Raw genomic sequence first — 18,422 nt, forward strand, 5'->3', positions numbered from 1 at the left:
CCGGCAGACGTCACCCGGGTTCGGGCGGCCCGGAGCGGCGGTGCACCATTTCGGCGTGGCCGAAAAAGAGCAGGACGAAGGCCGGAAGGCCGTCTTCCGCATCCCCCGCACGTCGTACATGGCGATCGCCCTCCTGACGATCTGTGTGACGCCGATCGCTCTCGGGGAGATCCCGTACCTGCAGTGGCTCTACATCTTCCCGATCGTGCTGCTCGTGTTCGTGATCCGGACGCGCACCATCGCGAACCGCGAAGGCCTGTCGACCCGGACGATGTTCGGCAAGCGCGACGTGCCGTGGTCGGCGCTGAAGGGCCTCGCGATCACCAAGTCGCGCGTCCAGGCGGTGCTGAAGGACGACACGAAGGTGCCGCTGCCGACGGTGCGGACCCGGCACCTGCCGGTGCTGTCGCTGGTCAGCGAGGGGCTGGTGGCCGATCCGAGCGGGCTGCTGGAGCCCGAGGACATCAAGCCCGCGAAGCCGGAGACCTCGCCCAGCGAGTAACCCCGGACGCCCGTGCTCTAAATTGGTAGGACCAGTTTCGCCGGAGTGTCCCGAACCTCCGCCTGGCCCACCATCCGACCTGGGAGTTCGCCGTGCCGCCTCTCCGTTCCCGGACCACCACCCACGGCCGCAACGCGGCGGGCGCCCGCTCGCTCTGGCGCGCCACCGGCATGACCGACAGCGACTTCGGCAAGCCGATCGTCGCGATCGCCAACTCCTACACGCAGTTCGTGCCCGGCCACGTGCACCTCAAGGACCTCGGCGAGATCGTCGCCGGCGCGGTCAAGGAAGCCGGCGGCGTCGCACGCGAGTTCCACACGATCGCCGTCGACGACGGCATCGCCATGGGCCACTCCGGCATGCTCTACTCGCTGCCCTCGCGCGAGATCATCGCCGACTCGGTCGAGTACATGGTCAACGCGCACCAGGCCGACGCCCTCGTCTGCATCTCCAACTGCGACAAGATCACCCCGGGCATGCTCAACGCCGCGATGCGGCTGAACATCCCGGTCGTGTTCGTCTCCGGCGGCCCGATGGAGGCCGGCAAGGCCGTGGTCGTGGGCGGCGTCGCGCAGGCCCCGACCGACCTGATCACCGCGATCGCCGCGTCGGCCAGCCCCGAGGTCGACGAGGACGGTCTGTCGATCGTCGAGCGCTCGGCGTGCCCGACCTGCGGCTCGTGCTCCGGCATGTTCACCGCGAACTCGATGAACTGCCTCACCGAGGCGCTTGGGCTTTCCCTGCCGGGCAACGGCTCCACGCTGGCCACGCACGCCGCGCGCCGGGCGCTGTTCGAGGAGGCCGGCCGGACGGTCGTCGAGCTGTGCCGCAAGTGGTACGAGCAGGACGACGACTCGGTGCTGCCGCGCTCGATCGCGTCGAAGGCGGCGTTCGAGAACGCGATGGCGCTCGACATGGCCATGGGCGGCTCGACGAACACGGTGCTGCACATCCTCGCCGCCGCGCAGGAGGGCGAGGTCGACTTCACGATCGCCGACATCGACGCGATCGGCCGGCGCGTGCCGTGCCTGTCGAAGGTGGCGCCGAACTCGGACTACCACATGGAAGACGTCCACCGGGCGGGCGGGATCCCGGCCATCCTGGGCGAGCTGTACCGCGGCGGGCTGCTGAACACCGAAGTCCGGTCGGTGCACTCCCCCGACATCGACTCCTGGCTTTCCACTTGGGACATCCGGGCCGCGTCGCCTTCGTCCACTGCCCTCGAGCTGTTCCACGCGGCCCCGGGCGGAGTCCGCACGACGCAGGCGTTCTCGACGGAGAACCGCTGGTCGTCCCTGGACACGGACGCGGCGGGCGGCTGCATCCGCGACGTCGAGCACGCGTACACGAAGGACGGCGGCCTGGCGATCCTGCGCGGCAACCTCGCCGAGAACGGCGCGGTGATCAAGGCCGCGGGCATCGACGAGGATCTGTGGCACTTCGAGGGCCCGGCGCGGGTGCTGGAGAGCCAGGAGGAGGCCGTGTCGGCGATCCTCAAGAAGGAGATCCAGCCGGGCGAGGTCCTGGTGATCCGCTACGAAGGCCCCGCCGGCGGCCCGGGCATGCAGGAGATGCTGCACCCGACGGCGTTCCTCAAGGGCTCGGGCCTGGGCAAGAAGTGCGCCCTGATCACGGACGGCCGCTTCTCGGGCGGCTCGTCGGGAATCTCGGTCGGCCATATCTCCCCGGAGGCCGCGGCGGGCGGCCTGATCGCCCTGGTGGAGAACGGCGACCGGATCCTGCTGGACATCCACGAGCGCCGGCTGGAGCTGCTGGTCGACCCGGAGATCCTGGCCGAGCGCCGCTCGAAGATGGAGGCCGCGGAGCGCCCGTGGCAGCCGAAGGAGCGCCAGCGCCCGGTGACGGCGGCCCTGCGCGCGTATGCCCGCATGGCAACCTCGGCCGACACGGGTGCGGTCCGCGACGTGAACAAGTAAATCCGGCCCAGGCCGCGAGGGGGACCCCCGGTTTCAACGTTACCGGCAGGCACCGACAGTTTCGGGCCGGGAACCGGGGGTTGTCCCCAGCCTCACCGCGTCAGGACGATGACCACCACCGCGGCCGCGGGCATCGCCTGCTCGCGATGGGCGCAGCTGTCTCGCAGGCCGCCGAAAGCACGAAGATCTGGCCAGTCGGCCTGAACTGGCCGAAGCCGCACTTGCCGAAACCCGAACGCAGACCACTTTGGCCGCCTCGGGTGTACACCAGCTGAGACAGCCGTCGTCGTCACCGCGTCAAAACGATAACCACCACCGCGGCCGCCGCGGCGAGCAGCAGCGAAACCAGCCCCAGCGGCAACGGCCGTCGCCGCCACGGGGTGTTCCGCTCCAGCGAGATCGGCCCGGCGCCGGTGAACAGCAGGCTCAGCGCCGACGCGCCCAGCAGCAGCTCGAACTCGAACCCCTGCCCCTGCTGCTCGAAGAACCCGCCGTGGAACTTCGCGTAGACGACGTTCGCCGCGACCCCCAGCAGGCCGGCCGCGGCCAGCGGCGTGAACAGCCCGACGATCACCAGCACCCCGCCGCCGACCTCGGTGACGCCGGCGATCCACGCCAGCAGCGTCGTCTGCTTGTGGTAGCCGAACGTCTCCAGCACCCGCGCGAACCCGCCGATGCCCGGCCCGCCGAACAGGCCGAACAGGTGCTGCAGGCCGTGCGCGCCCATCGTCACGCCGAGCGCCAGCCGCAGGATCAGCAGGCCGAGCCCGAGCCCGCCCTGCCGAGGGCCGTCGTCGGCGCTGTCGTCCTCGACGCCCGACAGCAGGCTGGTGGGCTGCTGCGAAAAATCGTCTCCACTGCTCACGCGCGAAGGGTAGGGGATCCGCATCGGCGTGGCGAGCCGCCGCGCTAGTACTCCCCGTGCACGAGGTTGTCCGGCAGCTCGCCCCCGGCGTACCGCGCGATTTCGGCCGCGGCGACGGCGTACGAGCGCCCCCGGACCCCGCGCACGGCCCCGCCGACGTGCGGCGTCAGCAGCAGCCCCGGCGCCGTCCAGAGCGGGTGCCCGGCGGGCGGCGGCTCGGGGTCGGTGACGTCGAGAGCGGCACGCAACCGGCCCGTGGTCAGTTCGGCGACCAAGGCACCGGTGTCCACCACGGCGCCCCGGGCGACGTTGACCAGCACCGCGCCGTCCCGCATCTCGGCGAGGAACTCCGTGTCCACCATGCCGCGGGTGCGCGAGGTCAGCGGCACCATCAGCACCACGACGTCGTGCAGGCCGAGCAGCCCCGGCAGCTCGCGCACGCCGTGCACTCCCTCCCGCGCGGTCATCCCGACCATCGTGCAGCGCGCGTCGAACGGCTCCAGGCGTCGCCGCAGGTGTTGTCCCAGGTCACCGGCGCCGACGACCAGCACGCGCTTGCCCTGCAGCGTGTCGGCGGTCTGCCGCTCCCAGCGGCCCTCGCGCTGCGCGGCGGCGAAGACGTCCAGCTTCCGGTACATCGACAGCAGCGCGGCGACGACCCACTCGGCGGTGCTCCCGCCGTGCGCGCCGCGGCAGGTGGAGAGCAGGACGCCGTCGGGCACCTTGCCGACCCAGTCCTCGGCGCCCGCGGCCAGCAGCTGGATCAGCTTCAGGTTCGGCAGCGCGCGCCAGAGCTCGTCGCCCGGCGGGTGCTTGCCGGGGATCAGCACCTCGGCCTTCGCGGCCTCCGGCGGCACCGGCTCGCCCCACTGGTAGCGCACGGGCAGGACCCGCGGGACCTCGGCGAGCACGGTCAGGCCCTCGTCGTCGGGCACCAGCACGGTCAGCGTCATGATCCCCAACGTAATCGAGGAGTGCTCACCCATGGTTCACGCACCGGGCCCTAGGCTGGTGAATCATGCGAACCCGCTACCGGACGGCCCTGCTGGCGATCTTCGCCTGCGGCGCCCTGCTGCCCGCCGGGTGCGCGCGGTTCGACGACACCGCGGCGGGCCAGACGTTCAGCCCCGCGCCGGTCGCCAGCCCCGAGTCGCCGCCCGAGGTCCAGGGCCCCGGCGCGGACTCCGGCGGCGACGGCAAGCAGGCGCGTCCCGGCCAGCCGGCCACCCCCGTGCCGCCGCCCCAGGGCTGCAAGGACTTCGACCCCGCGGTGATCACGACCTGCCTGGACACCGTCGCCGCGGTCGCCGGGCTGCCCGGCGACGGCTCCACGCCGAGCGCGCTGGCGGGCGAGCGCAAGAGCGGCCGGGTGATGCTCGCGACGGCGGGCAAGGACGCCACCGACTTCGCGAAGCTCGACGTCCAGGCGGCCGGTGACGGCGGCCTGACCGGCCTCGCACTTTCGCCGTCGTACGTCGAGGACCAGCTCGTGTTCGCTTATGTGACGACGGCGGCCGACAACCGCGTCGTGCGCTTCGCGAAGGGCCAGCCGGCCAAGCCGGTGCTCACCGGCATCCCGAAGGGCGCGACCGGCAACCGCGGCACCATCAGCACCGACGGCCAGGGCGCGCTGCTGGTCGCGACCGGAGACGCGGGCAACCCGAACGCCGCCGCCGACCCGAACTCCCTCGCCGGCAAGATCCTGCGGATCGACACCTCCGGCAAGGCCGCCGCGGGCAACCCGAACGGCTCGCTCGTGCTCGCGGCCGGCCTGCACGCGCCGGGCGGGCTGTGCGCGTCCGCCGACGGCGGCCGGATCTGGGTCACCGACCGGCTCGCCGACAAGGACGCCCTCTACCGGGTGCAGGCCGGGCAGCCGCTCACGGTGCCGGCGTGGACGTGGACGGAGAAACCGGGCGTCGCGGGCTGCGCGGACTTCGTCGACTCGACCGGCTACGTCGGGGTCGCCACGTCGCTGGCGGGCAACCTGCAGGACGTCCCGGTGTCGAAGGAAGGCGCGGTCACCGGGAAGCCCCTGGTCGTCATGGACGGCAAGACCGGCAAACCGCCGGTGACCTACGGGCGCCTCGCCGGGATGAGCATGATCAACCCGCAGCTCGCGGTGGCGGGCACGGTCAACAAGGACGGCGGCGCCCCGGTGTCGAGCGACGACCGCGTCGTGCTGATCACCCCGGCGACCTCCGGTGGCGGAAACGGCAAGGACTGACGCGGTGACCGATCCCTTCCGGTTCTACCGGGAACAGCACCTGCACGACGGCCCGGTCTACAAGGCCCCGGACGACGTCGTCGCCGGCTGGCGGGAGCTCGCCGAACAGGCGCGGGCCGAGCTCACCCGGATGGGGTTCACCACGTCCGTGGTGCCGGAAAGCGGCGACCCGCACGGCCTGCCGTACGGCGCGCACATCTGGGTGAACCACGTCGAACCGTTCGGCGTCACGCTCGACTGGGTCGCCCCGGTCACCGGCACGCCCGAGTTCACCGAGAAGGTCCTGACCCAGGACGTGCGCAGCGGCCTGTTCCCGTACGTGGTGAACGTCGGCGAGATCATCGTCCGGACCTTGAGCAGCGTTCTCCACGAGGCCGGCTTCCGCGTCCTGACCGACCACGCGGGTGGCAACAGCTTCCACTACCGCGTCCTTGAAGCGCCCCGGTTCCCGCGGGTCTGACTAGGGCTTCAGCTCCACCCGCCGGCCCTCGGCCGACGACGTCAGCCCGGCTTCCGCCAGCTGCAGCCCGCGCGCGGCCGAAAAGAAGTCGTAGCGGTGTTGCCGTCCGGCGACCACGTCCCGGACGAACTCCTCCCACTGCGCCTTGAAGCCGTTGTCGAACTCGGCGTTGTCCGGCACTTCCTGCCACTGGTCGCGGAAGGGCTCGGTGGCCGGGAGGTCCGGGTTCCAGACGGGCTTCGGCGTCGCGGACCGGTGCTGGACGCGGCAGCGCCGCAGGCCCGCGACCGCGCTGCCCTCGGTGCCGTCGACCTGGAACTCGACCAGCTCGTCGCGGAAGACCCGCACGGCCCACGACGAGTTGATCTGCGCGATGGCCCCCGATTCGAGCTCGAAGATGCCGTACGCGGCGTCGTCCGCCGTCGCCGCGTAGGCGTCACCCTGCTCGTCCCACCGGCGCGGGATGTGCGTGGTCGCTTTTGCGGTCACGGCCGAAACGCGGCCGAAGAGGTGCTCCAGCACGTAGTTCCAGTGGCAGAACATGTCGAGCACGATGCCGCCGCCGTCCTCGGCGCGGTAGTTCCAGCTCGGCCGCTGCGCCTCCTGCCAGTCACCCTCGAACACCCAGTACCCGAACTCGCCGCGCACCGAGAGGATTCGTCCGAAGAACCCACCTTCGACGAGCCGACGCAGCTTCCGCAGGCCGGGCAGGAAGAGCTTGTCGTGCACGACGCCGTGGCAGATCCCGGCGTCCCGCGCGAGCCCGGCGAGCTCCAGCGCGGACGTCAGCGTCTCGGCCAGCGGTTTCTCGGCGTAGACGTGTTTGCCCGCGGCGATCGCGGCGCGCACGGCCGGCTCGCGGGCCGACGTCAGCTGGGCGTCGAAGTAGATCTGGACGTCGGCCAGCGCCGAGCCGACGTCGGTCGTCCACGCCGTAAGGCCGTGCCGGTCGGCGAGGTCCTTCAGCTTCGCGGCGTTGCGCCCGGCGAGGATCGGCTCGAGCTGCACGCGGCTGCCGTCGGGCAGCTCGACCCCGCCCTGGTCGCGGATGGCCAGCACCGACCGGAGCAGGTGCTGCCGGTAGCCCATCCGGCCGGTGACCCCGTTGAGCAGCACTCCGATACTGGTCTGGTTCATGGCCGGCCTTCCTGGTCGAGGACTGTCTCAGTGGATGTCGTATTCGGCGCGCCGTCCGCACATGCCGAAGCCGTCCGGGTTCGACGGCGTCGCGACCCGCACCCCCGACTGTTCGAGGTGGCTCCCGTCGCCGTCGGCGAGCGCCTTGAGGTGGGCGCCGGTCAGCTCGGCGGCCTTGAGCGCCCCCGCCTGCCAGCGCGGAACCCAGTCGCCGATTTTCGGCGACACGAGCGCGACGGCCGCCCGGTGGAACGCCCGGAGCGGCTCGGCGTCCCCGTCCAGGAGGGCCTCCCGCAACGGCAGATAGCCACGAACTGCCAGGTCACGGCGTCGCCGTGCCGCGTCGTCGGTTTTCGGCAACACCGCCGCCTCGGCGTAGGCGACGGGATCGGCGAGCACCTCGGGCGGAAAAGTGAACACGGCGTCCCCGGCCTCGGGCAGCCCGCTGTTCTGCATGAGCACGGTTACCCGCAGGCCGCCGCCCTGCACCATCCGGTGCACGGTTCCCGGCGCGAACCACGCGATCACCCCGGCTTCCAGCGGCGTCTCGGCGTAACCGCCGACGCTCAGTGTCTGGACCGCGCCCTGGCCGCCGGTGACGACGTAGGCCTCGGTGCAGGCGAGGTGCAGGTGCGGGCTGCCGCCGCAGACGCCGTCCTCGGCTTCCCAGTCGTAGGCCCGCAGGTGCGAGACCCCGATGCCACCCGGTAGGGGGAATTCGTCCATGGCCGGCCCTTCAGAATCCGTGACTCTCGAGGTACCGCGTCACCCGGTCGCGGTCCCAAGCCCCGTCGGCGACGACGATCCGGTAGCGATAAGTGAAACTCTCCCCCGGCGGCAGGGCGAACTCTTCGAAGAACGCCCACGAGATGGCCACCGTCGGCGTGCCCTCGGAACGGACGAACCAGTGCGACTCGTGGATCGCCCGGTCGTTCTCGGGCGCGTGGGCGAAGAGCAGCGTCGAGTGCGCGTCGACGTCGTCGTGTTCACCGACAAACGCAAGCCACGGCGCCTGCGCGCCCATCATGGCATCCCCGCCGAGCTCACCGGGCCCGAGGACGCGCCCACCGCTGAAGTCCCGCGGCCCGCGCCAGTGCAGCCCGGTGTAGCCGGCCAGCTCCCGGCCGGCGGTGGTCGGGCTGCCGAACACGAGCGGCGCGTCGCGGACGTTGGTCAGCTCGATCGCCCAGTCGATGGCCCACGCGCCTTCGTCCGGCTCCACCGAGTGAACGACGATGTCCCGCCGCTCCCGCGCCCAAGCGGCACCGCCGTTGGCCACCCAGGTGAGCCGTTCGGAGACACTCAGCCGGTCCCCGTCGACGGCGAAGGCGGCAAAGTCGTCGTGCCGCATCGAGCCGATCCGGTCGGGCAGGTCCTGGTACCAGTCACCGGGGACGTAGGTGTGGCCACCCCAGAAGTTCTGGCCGGAGAGGTGGCTCGCCGTCATCTGCAAGCCCTTGTGCCAGCGGTGGTCGGCGGGCCGGTACCCGCTGACGCGCCGGCCGCGCAGGGTGCGCAGCGGGTGGGTGTAGGGCTTGCGGGACTCGTAGGCCACGGGATCGGGCTTGTACACATAGGACATCAGCTGCACCCCGGCCGCCTCGACGCTCACGTGGTCCCCGTGCCGGTGCGTCACGGTGATGGGCGCGCTCACCGCGGGTCCCCCGCCATCGACCGGTAGAAGGCGTCCCCGGCCCCGATCTCCCCGCGTCGCACCCCGACCCCGGTGTGCGCGGACTTGTACAACGCCGCGACGAACTCCAGCACCCGCCGCCCATCACCCCCGCTGCAGGGAGGCCGCCGCCGTTGCCGAAAAGCGGCAAGAACCGGAGCCAGGGCGGCAGCGTGCGAACTGCGAACGTCGTCAGCCGGCGGCGCACTGACGTCGGGCGTATAGCGCCAGTCGTCGTTGCCGTGGCCGTAGAGGTGGGTGAGCTCGGCGGTGGCCCGCTCGCAGTCGATCCGGATCCGGCTCACTTCGTCCGGCGAAACGACACTGTTGACGACGGTCGCCAGCGCCCCCGACTCGAACCGGACGAGCGCGGTGGAGACGTCCTCGGTCTCGACGTCGTGCACGAGCCGCGCGACCATGGCCCGCACCTCGGCCCAGTCGCCGAGCAGGTGGAGCAGCAGATCCATCTGGTGGATGCCGTGCCCCATGGCCGGCCCGCCCCCCTCGGTCTCCCACCGCCCCCGCCACGGCACGGAGTAGTAGCCGGCATCGCGGAACCAGGTGGTCTGGCAGTGCGCGACGAGCGGACGGCCCAGCGCGCCCCGGGAGAGCAGCTCCCGGAAGTGCCCGGCGCCCGAGCCGGAGCGCTGCTGGTACACGAAGGAGACGTACGGCCCGCCATCCCGCTCGACCCCGGCCATCTCGTCGTACTCGGCGAGCGACCGGCACGGCGGCTTCTCACACCAGACCCAGGCGCCGCTTTCCAGCGCCAGCTTGGTCTGCCCGACGTGCAGCCCGGGCGGCGTGCAGATCGACACAAGATCGGGTTCCTGCTCGACGAGCAAAGTACCGAGATCGCGATAAGGCTTGGCGTGCTCGGTCCCGGCGCAGAAGGCGACGGCCCGGGTCTCATCGATGTCGGCGACGGCCACGAGGTCTGTGTCGTCGTGATGAGCCCGGTAGGCGACGTGATGGCTGTCGGCAATGCCTCCCGCCCCGACGATGGCAACGCGTAAACGCTTTCCCTGAGCCAACTCCGGACCTCCTCCCCAGCACCTCCCGCCGCGGCTTCACCCGGCCGCCGCGTACCGCGGATCTCGGCGCCCCATCCCGCGGCTCTGTCGCCCCACGGGGTCCGACGCTCGCGACCGCCACTTCGACCGTCTCAGAAAGCGCTTTCTCGCGCAACGCCCGAGTCGAACTGTCAACGTTGTCACCCAGGACGGTCGACCGAACGGACGACTCAGCCACCCATCGGGGCAGGGATCGCGGAGCGGCGGACCCCGCCGAGCTGCTTGGGCGGGTTCCCGCCCGGTGGCTCGACCGGGTGGCTCGACCGGGTGGGCCAGGCCGGCATCGCGGAGCGTCGCGTCCGCGCCGCCCGGCGATCAGCGGGTCTTGCTGCGGGGCTCGCGTTTCCGCGGCTGCCGGGTCTCCGCCCGCATCGCCCTCATGTCCAGAAAAGCAGCCACACCCGAGACGAGCGCGGCGAACAAACCGAGGAACCGCCCGAAGCCCGGACTGATGGCGATCCCGGCGGCGTCGAAGATGCCGCGCTGGTCGGCGTCGAACTGCCAGTCGAGCGTGACCCAGCCCAGCACCATCAGCAGCAGCGCCGCCGCGGCGACCACCAGCCACAGGTGCGGCAGGCCGCTGACCCGCATGGTCCGGATTCGCCCGAAAAAGACCACGACCAGTCCGGCCAGCAGCAACGGCAGTGGCGGGCACCAGGCGAAGAATCCCGAGTGCCAGGCGTCGCGGACGACGTCACTGTGCTGAAGCTGCGCGAGGACGTCTTCGATGTCCGGTCTGTTGGTGCTCAGCGTGGTCCACGGCAGGAACGTCGAACCCAGCGCGAGCAGCCCGGCCGCCAGGCCGAGCCACTCGCGCCAGGTGACGCTCTTGACGGAAAACGACGACAACGTCAGGAGCCGACGCGCTCGATGATCAGCTCGCGGACCCGTTTGGCGTCGGCCTGCCCCTTGGTCGCCTTCATGACCGCGCCGACGATCGCGCCCGCCGCGGCCACCTTGCCGCCGCGGATCTTCTCCGCGACGTCCGGCTGCCCGGCCAGGGCCTCGTCGATCGCGGCGAGCAGCGCCGAGTCGTCCGAGACGACTTTCAGCCCACGCTTCTCGACAACCTCGCGCGGCTCGCCCTCACCGGCGAGCACACCCTGGACAACTTCCTTGGCCAGCTTGTTCGTCAGCTCGCCGGACGACACCAGTCCGATGACCTCGGCCACCTGCTTCGGCGCGATCGGCAGATCGGCCAGCTCGACCTCACGGGCATTCGCCTCCTGGGCGAGGGTGTTGACCCACCAGCCGCGCGCCTCGTCCGGCGACGCGCCGGCCTCGACCGTGGCCGCGACCAGGTCGACGGCGCCGACGTTCAGCAGGTCACGCAGGGCTTCGTCGGAAAGTGACCACTCCGTCTGGATCCGCTTGCGACGCTCGGACGGCATCTCCGGAAGCGTCCCGCGCAGCTCCTCGACCCATTCCCGCGACGGCGCGATCGGGACCAGGTCGGGCTCCGGGAAGTACCGGTAGTCCTCCGCGGTCTCCTTCGTCCGGCCGGACGACGTGGAGCCGTCGGCCTCCTGGAAGTGCCGGGTCTCCTGCTTGATCGACCCGCCGTCGGCCAGGATCGCCGCCTGCCGGGTCATCTCGTAGCGAACGGCCCGTTCGACGCTGCGCAGCGAGTTGACGTTCTTCGTCTCGGTGCGCGTCCCGAACTCGGTCGCGTCCTTCGCCATGAGCGAAACGTTCGCGTCGCACCGCAGCGAACCCTGGTCCATCCGGACGTCCGACACGTCGAGCGCGCGCAGCAGGTCACGCAGCGCGGACACGTACGCCCGCGCCACCTCGGGAGCCCGCTCGCCGGTGCCTTCGATCGTCTTCGTGACGATCTCGATCAACGGCACGCCGGCCCGGTTGTAATCGAGCAGCGAGTGCTCGGCCCCGTGGATCCGGCCGGTGGCGCCACCGACGTGCAGCGACTTGCCGGTGTCCTCCTCCATGTGCGCGCGCTCGATCTCCACGCGCACGACCTCGCCGTCGTCGAGCGTGACGTCGAGGTAGCCGTTGAAGGCGATCGGCTCGTCGTACTGCGACGTCTGGAAGTTCTTCGGCATGTCCGGGTAGAAGTAGTTCTTCCGGGCGAACCGGCACCACTCGGCGATCTCGCAGTTCAGCGCGAGACCGATCCGGATCGCACCCTCGACGGCCTTCCCGTTGACCGCCGGCAGCGCGCCGGGCAGACCCAGACAGGTCGGGCAGACCTTCGTGTTCGGCTCGCCGCCGAACTCGTTCGGGCAGCCGCAGAACATCTTCGTGTTCGTGTTCAGCTCGACGTGCACTTCGAGCCCGAGCACCGGGTCGAAGCGTTCGATGACGTCGGCGTAGTCCATCAACTCGGCCACGGCAGTCACTTCGTTCCTCCCAGCTCCGGGACCTTGTGGATGAGCGCTCCACCGGCGGCGGCGTCGCGAGCGGCCTCGTAGGCGGCGCCGACCCGGTAGAGCCGGTCGTCGGCCAGCGCCGGGGCCATGATCTGCAGGCCGACCGGCAGCCCGTCCTCGTCGGACAGCCCGCTCGGCACGCTCATCGCGGCGTTGCCGGCCAGGTTCGACGGGATCGTGCACAGGTCGGCGAGGTACATCGCCATCGGGTCGTCGACACGCTCGCCGATCTTGAACGCCGTGGTCGGCGTCGTGGGCGAAACGAGGACATCGACCTTTTCGAACGCGGCGGCGAAGTCACGCGTGATCAGCGTGCGCACCTTCTGCGCCGAGCCGTAGTAGGCGTCGTAGTAGCCGGACGACAACGCGTAGGTGCCCAGCATGATCCGCCGCTTAACCTCGGCGCCGAAGCCCTTCTCGCGGGTGAGCGACATGACCTCTTCGGCGCTGTGCGTGCCGTCGTCGGCGACGCGCAGGCCGTAGCGCATGGCGTCGAACCGCGCGAGGTTCGACGAGCACTCGCTCGGCGCGATCAGGTAGTACGCGGGCAGCGCGTAGACGAAATGAGGACAAGACACCTCGACGACCTCGGCCCCGAGCGCCCGCAGCTGCTCGACCGCGGCCTGGAACGACCGCTCCACACCGGGCTGGTAGCCGTCGCCGCCGAACTCCTTCACGACGCCGACCTTGACGCCCTTCAGGTCACCGGTCATCCCCTGCCGAGCGGCAGCGACAACCGGCGGCACCGGCGCGTCGATCGAGGTCGAGTCCCGCGGGTCGTACCCGGCGATGACCTCGTGCAGCAGCGCGGCGTCGAGCACGGTCCGGGCGCACGGCCCGGCCTGGTCGAGCGAAGACGAAAAAGCGACAAGCCCGTAGCGCGAGACGCCGCCGTAGGTCGGCTTCACACCAACGGTGCCGGTCACGGAGCCGGGCTGCCGGATCGACCCACCCGTGTCCGTCCCGATGGCGAGGGCTGCCTCGAAGGCCGCGATCGACGCCGACGAGCCACCGCCCGACCCGCCCGGGATGCGGGCGTGGTCCCACGGGTTGTGCGTCGGGCCGTACGCCGAGTTCTCGGTCGACGACCCCATGGCGAACTCGTCCATGTTCGTCTTGCCGAGAATCACGACACCGGCCTCGCGCAGCTTGCGCGTCACCGTGGCGTCGTACGGCGGAATCCAGCCTTCGAGCGTTTTCGAACCACAGGTCGTCGGCACGCCCTCGGTGGTCAGGACGTCCTTCAGCGCGAGCGGCACCCCGGCCAGCGCCGACGCGGGCGCCTGGCCTTCGGCGAGCCCCTCGTCGACCTTCTTGGCCGCGGCCAGCGCGCCCTCGGTGTCGACGTGCAGGAACGCGTGGATGTGGTCGTCGACCTCGCCGATCCGGTCCAGGTGCGCCTGGGTCACCTCGACGGCCGACACCTCGCGCGCGTGGATCTTCCCCGCCAGCTCCGCGGCGGTCAGCTTGATGAGCTCGGTCACTGCTCTTCCCCCAGAATCCGCGGCACCCGGAAGCGGCCCTCTTCGGCGGCCGGCGCCCCGGCCAGCGCCTGCTGCTGGGTGAGCCCGGGAACGACGACGTCCTGTCGGAAGACGTTCGTCAGCGGCACGGCGTGCGACGTCGGCGGCACGTCTTCGGCGGCGACCTCGCTCACCTTGGCCACCGAGTCCAGGATCTGGTCGAGCTGGCCGGCGAAGACGTCGATTTCGTCATCGGTCACGGCCAGCCTGGCCAGCTTCGCGAGGTGCGCGACCTCGTCTCGGGAAATGTTGGGCACGCGGGTGACTCCCGGGTTGTGCTGTGCGGGTTGTCTCGGAAGCTGCAAGTCTATGGTGGCGGCGCGGGCGGACTCGACTGGGTTACGCCCGGCGCAAGCCGGGTGCCGTCCGGCGACGCTCGCATCCCGCCCGGCGGACAGCAGGTCCCGCGAGCCGGGTGGGTCTGTCACAATCGGCGACCGGCATCGAGCGTCCCACGGCAAGGCTGGGACGCCAGAGGTGAGAGGGGCGCGTGGTGTCGTTCCTGATCCGGGTCCTCCTTCCGGACAGCCCGGGGACCCTCGGCGCGGTCGCCACGGCGCTCGGCACGGTAGGCGCCGACATCCTCAGCGTGGACGTCGTCGAACGCGGCACGGGCATCGCCGTCGACGACCTCGTGGTCGAGCTCCCGTCCGGCCGGCTGCCCGATGCGTTGATCACAGCGGCCGAGAGCGTCGACGGCGTCGAAGTGGACGCGGTCCGCCCCTACGCGGGCGTGCTCGACACGCACCGTGAACTCGAACTCGTCGAAGAGATAGCCGCCCAGCCCAAAAGCGGACTCGACATCCTCGCGGAGGGCGTCCCCCGCATCGTGCGCGCGGGCTGGGCGATGATCGTCGAACACGCGGAAACCGGCGCGATCCGGCTGGCCTCGTCGAGCGCGGCGCCCGAGACCCCGATCACCGACCTGCCTTGGCTGCCGCTCGAGCGCGCGACGGTGCTCGACGGAGAGGAAGCCTGGATTCCGGAGACGTGGAAGGAGCTCGGCACCGAGCTCGCCGCGACCCCGCTCGGGAAGCCGGGTAAGGCACTGCTGGTCGCCCGCCCGGGAGGCCCGGCGTTCCGCGCGGCCGAGGTCGCCCGGCTGGCCCATCTCGCCGGGATCGTCGCGGTCGTCCTCGACGGCTAGCTCCGCGTTGTCGAAAAGGGGACGAGTCCACGCGGACTCGTCCCCTTTTCGGCAAACGCCAGGTCAGACGTCGATCTGGTAGGCGATCAAGCTGATGTGCGGGAACGGCCGCCAGTCCCGCTCGGCCAGCCGCGCAAACCCGAGACGCTCGTAGAGCCGGTGCGCGCTGTGCATCCCCGCAAGGCTGCTCAGCACCACCTTGGCGAGCCCCAGCGCCCGCGCACGGTCGAGAACGGCGCGCGTCAGCGCCTCGCCGACACCACGCCCACGCGCCGACGGCGCCACCGCGAGCATCCGGAACTCCAGCTCCCCCGGACGTGAGATCTCGGCGTACGGCGACCCCGGCCGCACAACGGTCACGGTGCCGAGCACCTCCCCCGCCGCGTCGACGGCGACGAGCACCTCGGCCAGCTCAGCCCGGCTCGCGACGTCACGCAGCTTCGCGTCGTAACCGACGTCGCCGGCCAAATGACCATCAACGTCGTAGGCCTGGACCGTGACCTCGCCCGCCGCGGCGTACTCCTCCGGCCGCGGCGGCCGGATCTCGACATCACCCATCCGTCTCCCCAGACTCCTCTTCGGCGGTTTCCTCACCGGTCGGTAGCGCCACCTCCTGCGCCGCTTCGGGTCCCCGCTCCAGCAGGACGCGGAAACCGCCTTCGTCCAGCACCGGCACCTTCAGCTGCACGGCCTTGTCGTATTTCGTGCCAGGCGAGTCCCCGACGACGACGAACGAGGTCTTCTTCGAGACCGACCCCGCGGCCTTGCCCCCGCGGGCCATGATGACCTCTTTGGCCTCGTCGCGGGAGAAGCCGTCGAGAGAGCCCGTCACCACGATCGACAGCCCTTCGAGGTTGCGCGGGATCGACTCGTCGCGCTCCTCCTCCATCCGCACGCCGGCCCGTCGCCATTTTTCGACGATCTCCCGGTGCCACCCGACGTCGAACCACTCCTGCGTCGCGTGGGCGATGGTCGGGCCGACACCGTCGACGTCCGCCAGCTCCTCCTCGGTGGCCTGCTCGATCCGCTCCATCGAACCGAACTCGAGCGCCAGGGCCCGCGCTGCGGTCGGACCGACGTGCCGGATCGACAGCGCGACCAGCACCTTCCACAGCGGACGGTCCTTCGCGGCGTCGAGGTTCGCGAGCAGCTTTCGCGCGTTCGCCGACAACTCGCCGGCCTTGGTCTTGAACAGCTCGACCTCGGCGAGACTGTCCTCGTCCAGGTCGAAGACGTCACCCTCGTCGGCGACCACCCGAGCGTCGAGCAGCGCGATCGCCGCCTCGTAACCGAGGACCTCGATGTCGAACGCACCCCGGCTGGCCACGTGGAAGAGCCGCTCCCGCAGCTGCCCCGGGCAGAACCGCGTGTTGGGACAGCGGATGTCCTTGTCGCCCTCTTTCTCGTAGGCGAGCTCCGTGTCGCATTCCGGGCAACGGGTGGGCATGACGAACTCGCGTTCGTCGCCCGTGCGCGCGTCCACCACCGGCCCGAGGACCTCCGGGATGACGTCCCCGGCCTTCCGGATGACGATCCGGTCGCCGATGAGCACGCCCTTGCGCTTGACCTCCTGCTGGTTGTGGAGCGTGGCGCGCGCGACGGTCGACCCCGCGACCTTGACCGGCTCGGTGACGGCGAACGGCGTCACCCGCCCGGTCCGCCCCACGCCGACCTTGATGTCCAGCAGGGTGGTGATCGCCTCTTCCGGCACGTACTTGTAGGCGATCGCCCACCGTGGCGCGCGCGACGTCGTACCCAGCCGTCGCTGCAGCGCCACCTGGTCGACCTTGATGACGACGCCGTCGATTTCGTGCTCGGCGTCGTGCCGGTGCTCGCCCCAGTAGCCGATGTGCTCGACGAGCTCTTCGGCCGTCGACAGGACCTTGCTGTACGGCGACACCGGCAGCCCCCACGCCGCCAGCGCGTCGTAGGCCTCCGACTGGCGTTGCGGCTCGAAGCCCTCACGCTTGCCCAGCCCGTGACAGATCAGCCGCAGCCGGCGTTCCCGGGCCACCTTCGGGTCTTTCTGGCGAAGCGAGCCGGACGCGGTGTTGCGCGGATTCGCGTACGGAGGCTTGCCCGCTTCGACCATCTTCGCGTTCAGCTCGAGGAAGTCCTCGACGCTGATGTAGACCTCACCGCGCACCTCGACCAGGGCGGGCACCGGGAACTCGTCGGTGCCGGTCAGTTGCTCCGGCAGGTGGTCGATCGTGCGGACGTTCAACGTGACGTCCTCACCCGTGCGCCCGGTACCGCGCGTGAGCCCCCGCGTGAGGTGGCCGTTTTCGTACAGGAGGTTGATCGCCAGGCCGTCGATCTTCAGCTCGGCGAGGAATTCGGCGCGCCCGACCTCCTTCTCGACGCGCTCGTACCAGGCCAGGAACCCGTCCTTGTCGAAGACGTTGTCCAGGCTGAGCATGCGCTCGAGGTGGTCGTAGGTGGTGTATTCGGTCGAGAAGGTGCCACCGACCAGCTGGGTCGGCGAATCGGGGGTGACCAGCGCCGGGTGCTGCTGCTCGATCTGCTGCAGCTCGCCGAGCAGCTCGTCGAACTGCCCGTCGGAGATGATCGGCGAGTCCAGGACGTAGTAGCGGAACTGGTGGTTGCGCAGTTCCTCCGCGAGGGCGGCGTGCCGCTCGCGCACGTCGGCCGGGACGTCGGTGACGTCCTCCGCGGTGATCTGGTCCTGAGGGGATTCGGTGCTGCTCACGGGTGGTGAGCCTAGTCGGCGGCACCGACATTTTCGTCCGGTCCACCGGCCAGTCCGCGGACCAGGTCACGGAGCTCCAGAAGGGTGATCGCGCCGGCCGGCTCGGCTTCCGCGGTCTCGACGCGCCGTAACCGTTCGGCGGCGAGACGTTCACCCAATGTCGCGTCGAGGGGCAGGAAGGTCATGGTCTGCCGCGTCGCGTCGTCGAGATCACCGAACCCCGGGTGGAAGACGGCGACGTCGACGACGTGCTCGTCCTCGTCGACCTGCGCGACCACGCGGACGTCGGCCAGCGCGATCTGGTGCGCGCCGAGGTTCACCGTGACCTCGGTCGGATCGGGCACCGGCGGGACCGAGTCGTGGTACTCCCAGATCGCGTCCTCGGGCGGCGCGGCGACGCGCCAGGCATCCGTGAACGGCCGCACCTCCGGGTCTTCCTGACCGGTCACGACCAGGGCGTAGATCGCCCGGCGACCACGTTCGAGCGAAAAGTGCAGCCGTGGGTGCAGCGCCTCGACAAGCTGGCAGAGCTCGTGCTCCACCCGGTGCGGCTCACCCTCGCCGAGCGCCGCGCTGACCATCGGTAGCAGCTCGAACCAGCCATGCCAGAACGCCTCCGCGGCCGCCGCGGGGTCCTCGGGCACGCGCTGTTCGGGCCACGCGGTACGCGGGTCGGGCGGATCGGCGTCGGTGTTCTTGCGGCGGAACAGGCGCATGGCTACGGGTGGTCCTCGTTCGATCGGCTACCCCGACACGCTACTTGCCGAGCCGGGCGCCCGTCG

General features: G+C 70.8%; 18 protein-coding genes. 5 read left to right on the top strand and 13 right to left on the bottom strand.

Going from position 1 to position 18,422, the window contains the following annotated elements; all coding sequences use genetic code 11:
- The first annotated feature begins 55 nt into the window (after positions 1–55).
- Together ACZ63J_RS43570 and ilvD are read left to right on the top strand one after the other, a co-directional pair.
- Positions 56–502 (top strand): PH domain-containing protein, encoded by a 447-nt coding sequence (locus ACZ63J_RS43570; protein ID WP_465310261.1) that lies wholly within the window; start codon positions 56–58, stop codon positions 500–502.
- A 92-nt stretch (positions 503–594) separates the two neighbouring features.
- On the top strand, positions 595–2,439 hold the full coding sequence (gene ilvD / locus ACZ63J_RS43575; protein WP_465408089.1) for a dihydroxy-acid dehydratase: 1,845 nt from the start codon (positions 595–597) through the stop codon (positions 2,437–2,439).
- 289 nt (positions 2,440–2,728) lie between these two features.
- On the opposite strand, the gene ACZ63J_RS43580 is transcribed toward ilvD, so the two are convergent.
- Together ACZ63J_RS43580 and ACZ63J_RS43585 are read right to left on the bottom strand one after the other, a co-directional pair.
- Complete coding sequence (locus ACZ63J_RS43580) at positions 2,729–3,304, bottom strand: DoxX family membrane protein (protein ID WP_465310259.1); 576 nt, start codon at positions 3,302–3,304, stop codon at positions 2,729–2,731.
- A 44-nt stretch (positions 3,305–3,348) separates the two neighbouring features.
- Positions 3,349–4,257 (bottom strand): 2-hydroxyacid dehydrogenase, encoded by a 909-nt coding sequence (locus tag ACZ63J_RS43585; RefSeq protein ID WP_465408087.1) that lies wholly within the window; start codon positions 4,255–4,257, stop codon positions 3,349–3,351.
- 65 nt (positions 4,258–4,322) lie between these two features.
- Here ACZ63J_RS43585 and ACZ63J_RS43590 point away from each other — a divergent pair, with 65 nt between their 5' ends.
- On the top strand, positions 4,323–5,531 hold the full coding sequence (locus ACZ63J_RS43590; protein ID WP_465408086.1) for a PQQ-dependent sugar dehydrogenase: 1,209 nt from the start codon (positions 4,323–4,325) through the stop codon (positions 5,529–5,531).
- Between the two features lie 4 nt (positions 5,532–5,535).
- Complete coding sequence (locus ACZ63J_RS43595; RefSeq protein ID WP_465408084.1) at positions 5,536–5,991, top strand: hypothetical protein; 456 nt, start codon at positions 5,536–5,538, stop codon at positions 5,989–5,991.
- Here the strand turns inward: ACZ63J_RS43595 and ACZ63J_RS43600 are convergent, their stop codons facing one another.
- From ACZ63J_RS43600 to gatC, 8 genes are all read right to left on the bottom strand, one after another.
- The gene (locus ACZ63J_RS43600) at positions 5,992–7,128 is read right to left on the bottom strand and encodes a Gfo/Idh/MocA family protein (RefSeq protein ID WP_465310256.1); all 1,137 of its coding nucleotides are present in this window, start codon (positions 7,126–7,128) and stop codon (positions 5,992–5,994) included.
- A 27-nt stretch (positions 7,129–7,155) separates the two neighbouring features.
- Positions 7,156–7,854 carry a cupin gene (locus ACZ63J_RS43605; protein ID WP_465408082.1) on the bottom strand — a complete coding sequence of 233 codons (699 nt, stop codon included), beginning with the start codon at positions 7,852–7,854 and terminating at the stop codon, positions 7,156–7,158.
- Positions 7,855–7,864: 10 nt separating this feature from the next.
- Positions 7,865–8,782 (bottom strand): DUF6807 domain-containing protein, encoded by a 918-nt coding sequence (locus ACZ63J_RS43610; RefSeq protein ID WP_465408081.1) that lies wholly within the window; start codon positions 8,780–8,782, stop codon positions 7,865–7,867.
- On the bottom strand, positions 8,779–9,834 hold the full coding sequence (locus tag ACZ63J_RS43615) for a Gfo/Idh/MocA family protein (RefSeq protein ID WP_465408079.1): 1,056 nt from the start codon (positions 9,832–9,834) through the stop codon (positions 8,779–8,781). Before ACZ63J_RS43615 ends, ACZ63J_RS43610 begins: the two co-directional genes overlap by 4 nt.
- Before the next feature lie 354 nt (positions 9,835–10,188).
- Positions 10,189–10,722, bottom strand: a complete 534-nt coding sequence (locus ACZ63J_RS43620) for a hypothetical protein (RefSeq protein WP_465408077.1) — start codon at positions 10,720–10,722, stop codon at positions 10,189–10,191.
- 2 nt (positions 10,723–10,724) lie between these two features.
- The gene (gene gatB, locus ACZ63J_RS43625; protein WP_465408075.1) at positions 10,725–12,230 is read right to left on the bottom strand and encodes an Asp-tRNA(Asn)/Glu-tRNA(Gln) amidotransferase subunit GatB; all 1,506 of its coding nucleotides are present in this window, start codon (positions 12,228–12,230) and stop codon (positions 10,725–10,727) included.
- Complete coding sequence (gene gatA / locus ACZ63J_RS43630) at positions 12,227–13,744, bottom strand: Asp-tRNA(Asn)/Glu-tRNA(Gln) amidotransferase subunit GatA (RefSeq protein WP_465408073.1); 1,518 nt, start codon at positions 13,742–13,744, stop codon at positions 12,227–12,229. The genes gatB and gatA overlap by 4 nt, the downstream gene beginning before the upstream one ends.
- Positions 13,741–14,040 (bottom strand): Asp-tRNA(Asn)/Glu-tRNA(Gln) amidotransferase subunit GatC, encoded by a 300-nt coding sequence (gatC, locus tag ACZ63J_RS43635; protein WP_465341948.1) that lies wholly within the window; start codon positions 14,038–14,040, stop codon positions 13,741–13,743. Before gatC ends, gatA begins: the two co-directional genes overlap by 4 nt.
- A 236-nt stretch (positions 14,041–14,276) precedes the next feature.
- Here gatC and ACZ63J_RS43640 point away from each other — a divergent pair, with 236 nt between their 5' ends.
- Positions 14,277–14,930: an ACT domain-containing protein gene (locus tag ACZ63J_RS43640; protein ID WP_465310722.1), complete on the top strand. Its 654-nt coding sequence runs from the start codon at positions 14,277–14,279 to the stop codon at positions 14,928–14,930.
- 63 nt (positions 14,931–14,993) lie between these two features.
- On the opposite strand, the gene ACZ63J_RS43645 is transcribed toward ACZ63J_RS43640, so the two are convergent.
- Genes ACZ63J_RS43645 through ACZ63J_RS43655 form a run of 3 tightly spaced genes read right to left on the bottom strand, consistent with a single transcriptional unit; the run spans position 14,994 to position 18,356 of the window.
- The gene (locus tag ACZ63J_RS43645; protein ID WP_465408071.1) at positions 14,994–15,488 is read right to left on the bottom strand and encodes a GNAT family N-acetyltransferase; all 495 of its coding nucleotides are present in this window, start codon (positions 15,486–15,488) and stop codon (positions 14,994–14,996) included.
- The gene (ligA, locus tag ACZ63J_RS43650; RefSeq protein WP_465408069.1) at positions 15,481–17,640 is read right to left on the bottom strand and encodes an NAD-dependent DNA ligase LigA; all 2,160 of its coding nucleotides are present in this window, start codon (positions 17,638–17,640) and stop codon (positions 15,481–15,483) included. The genes ACZ63J_RS43645 and ligA overlap by 8 nt, the downstream gene beginning before the upstream one ends.
- Positions 17,641–17,651: 11 nt before the next feature.
- Positions 17,652–18,356 (bottom strand): hypothetical protein, encoded by a 705-nt coding sequence (locus ACZ63J_RS43655; protein WP_465408067.1) that lies wholly within the window; start codon positions 18,354–18,356, stop codon positions 17,652–17,654.
- Positions 18,357–18,422: the final 66 nt, after the last annotated feature.

The organism is Amycolatopsis sp. NPDC104863 (genome assembly GCF_055582965.1).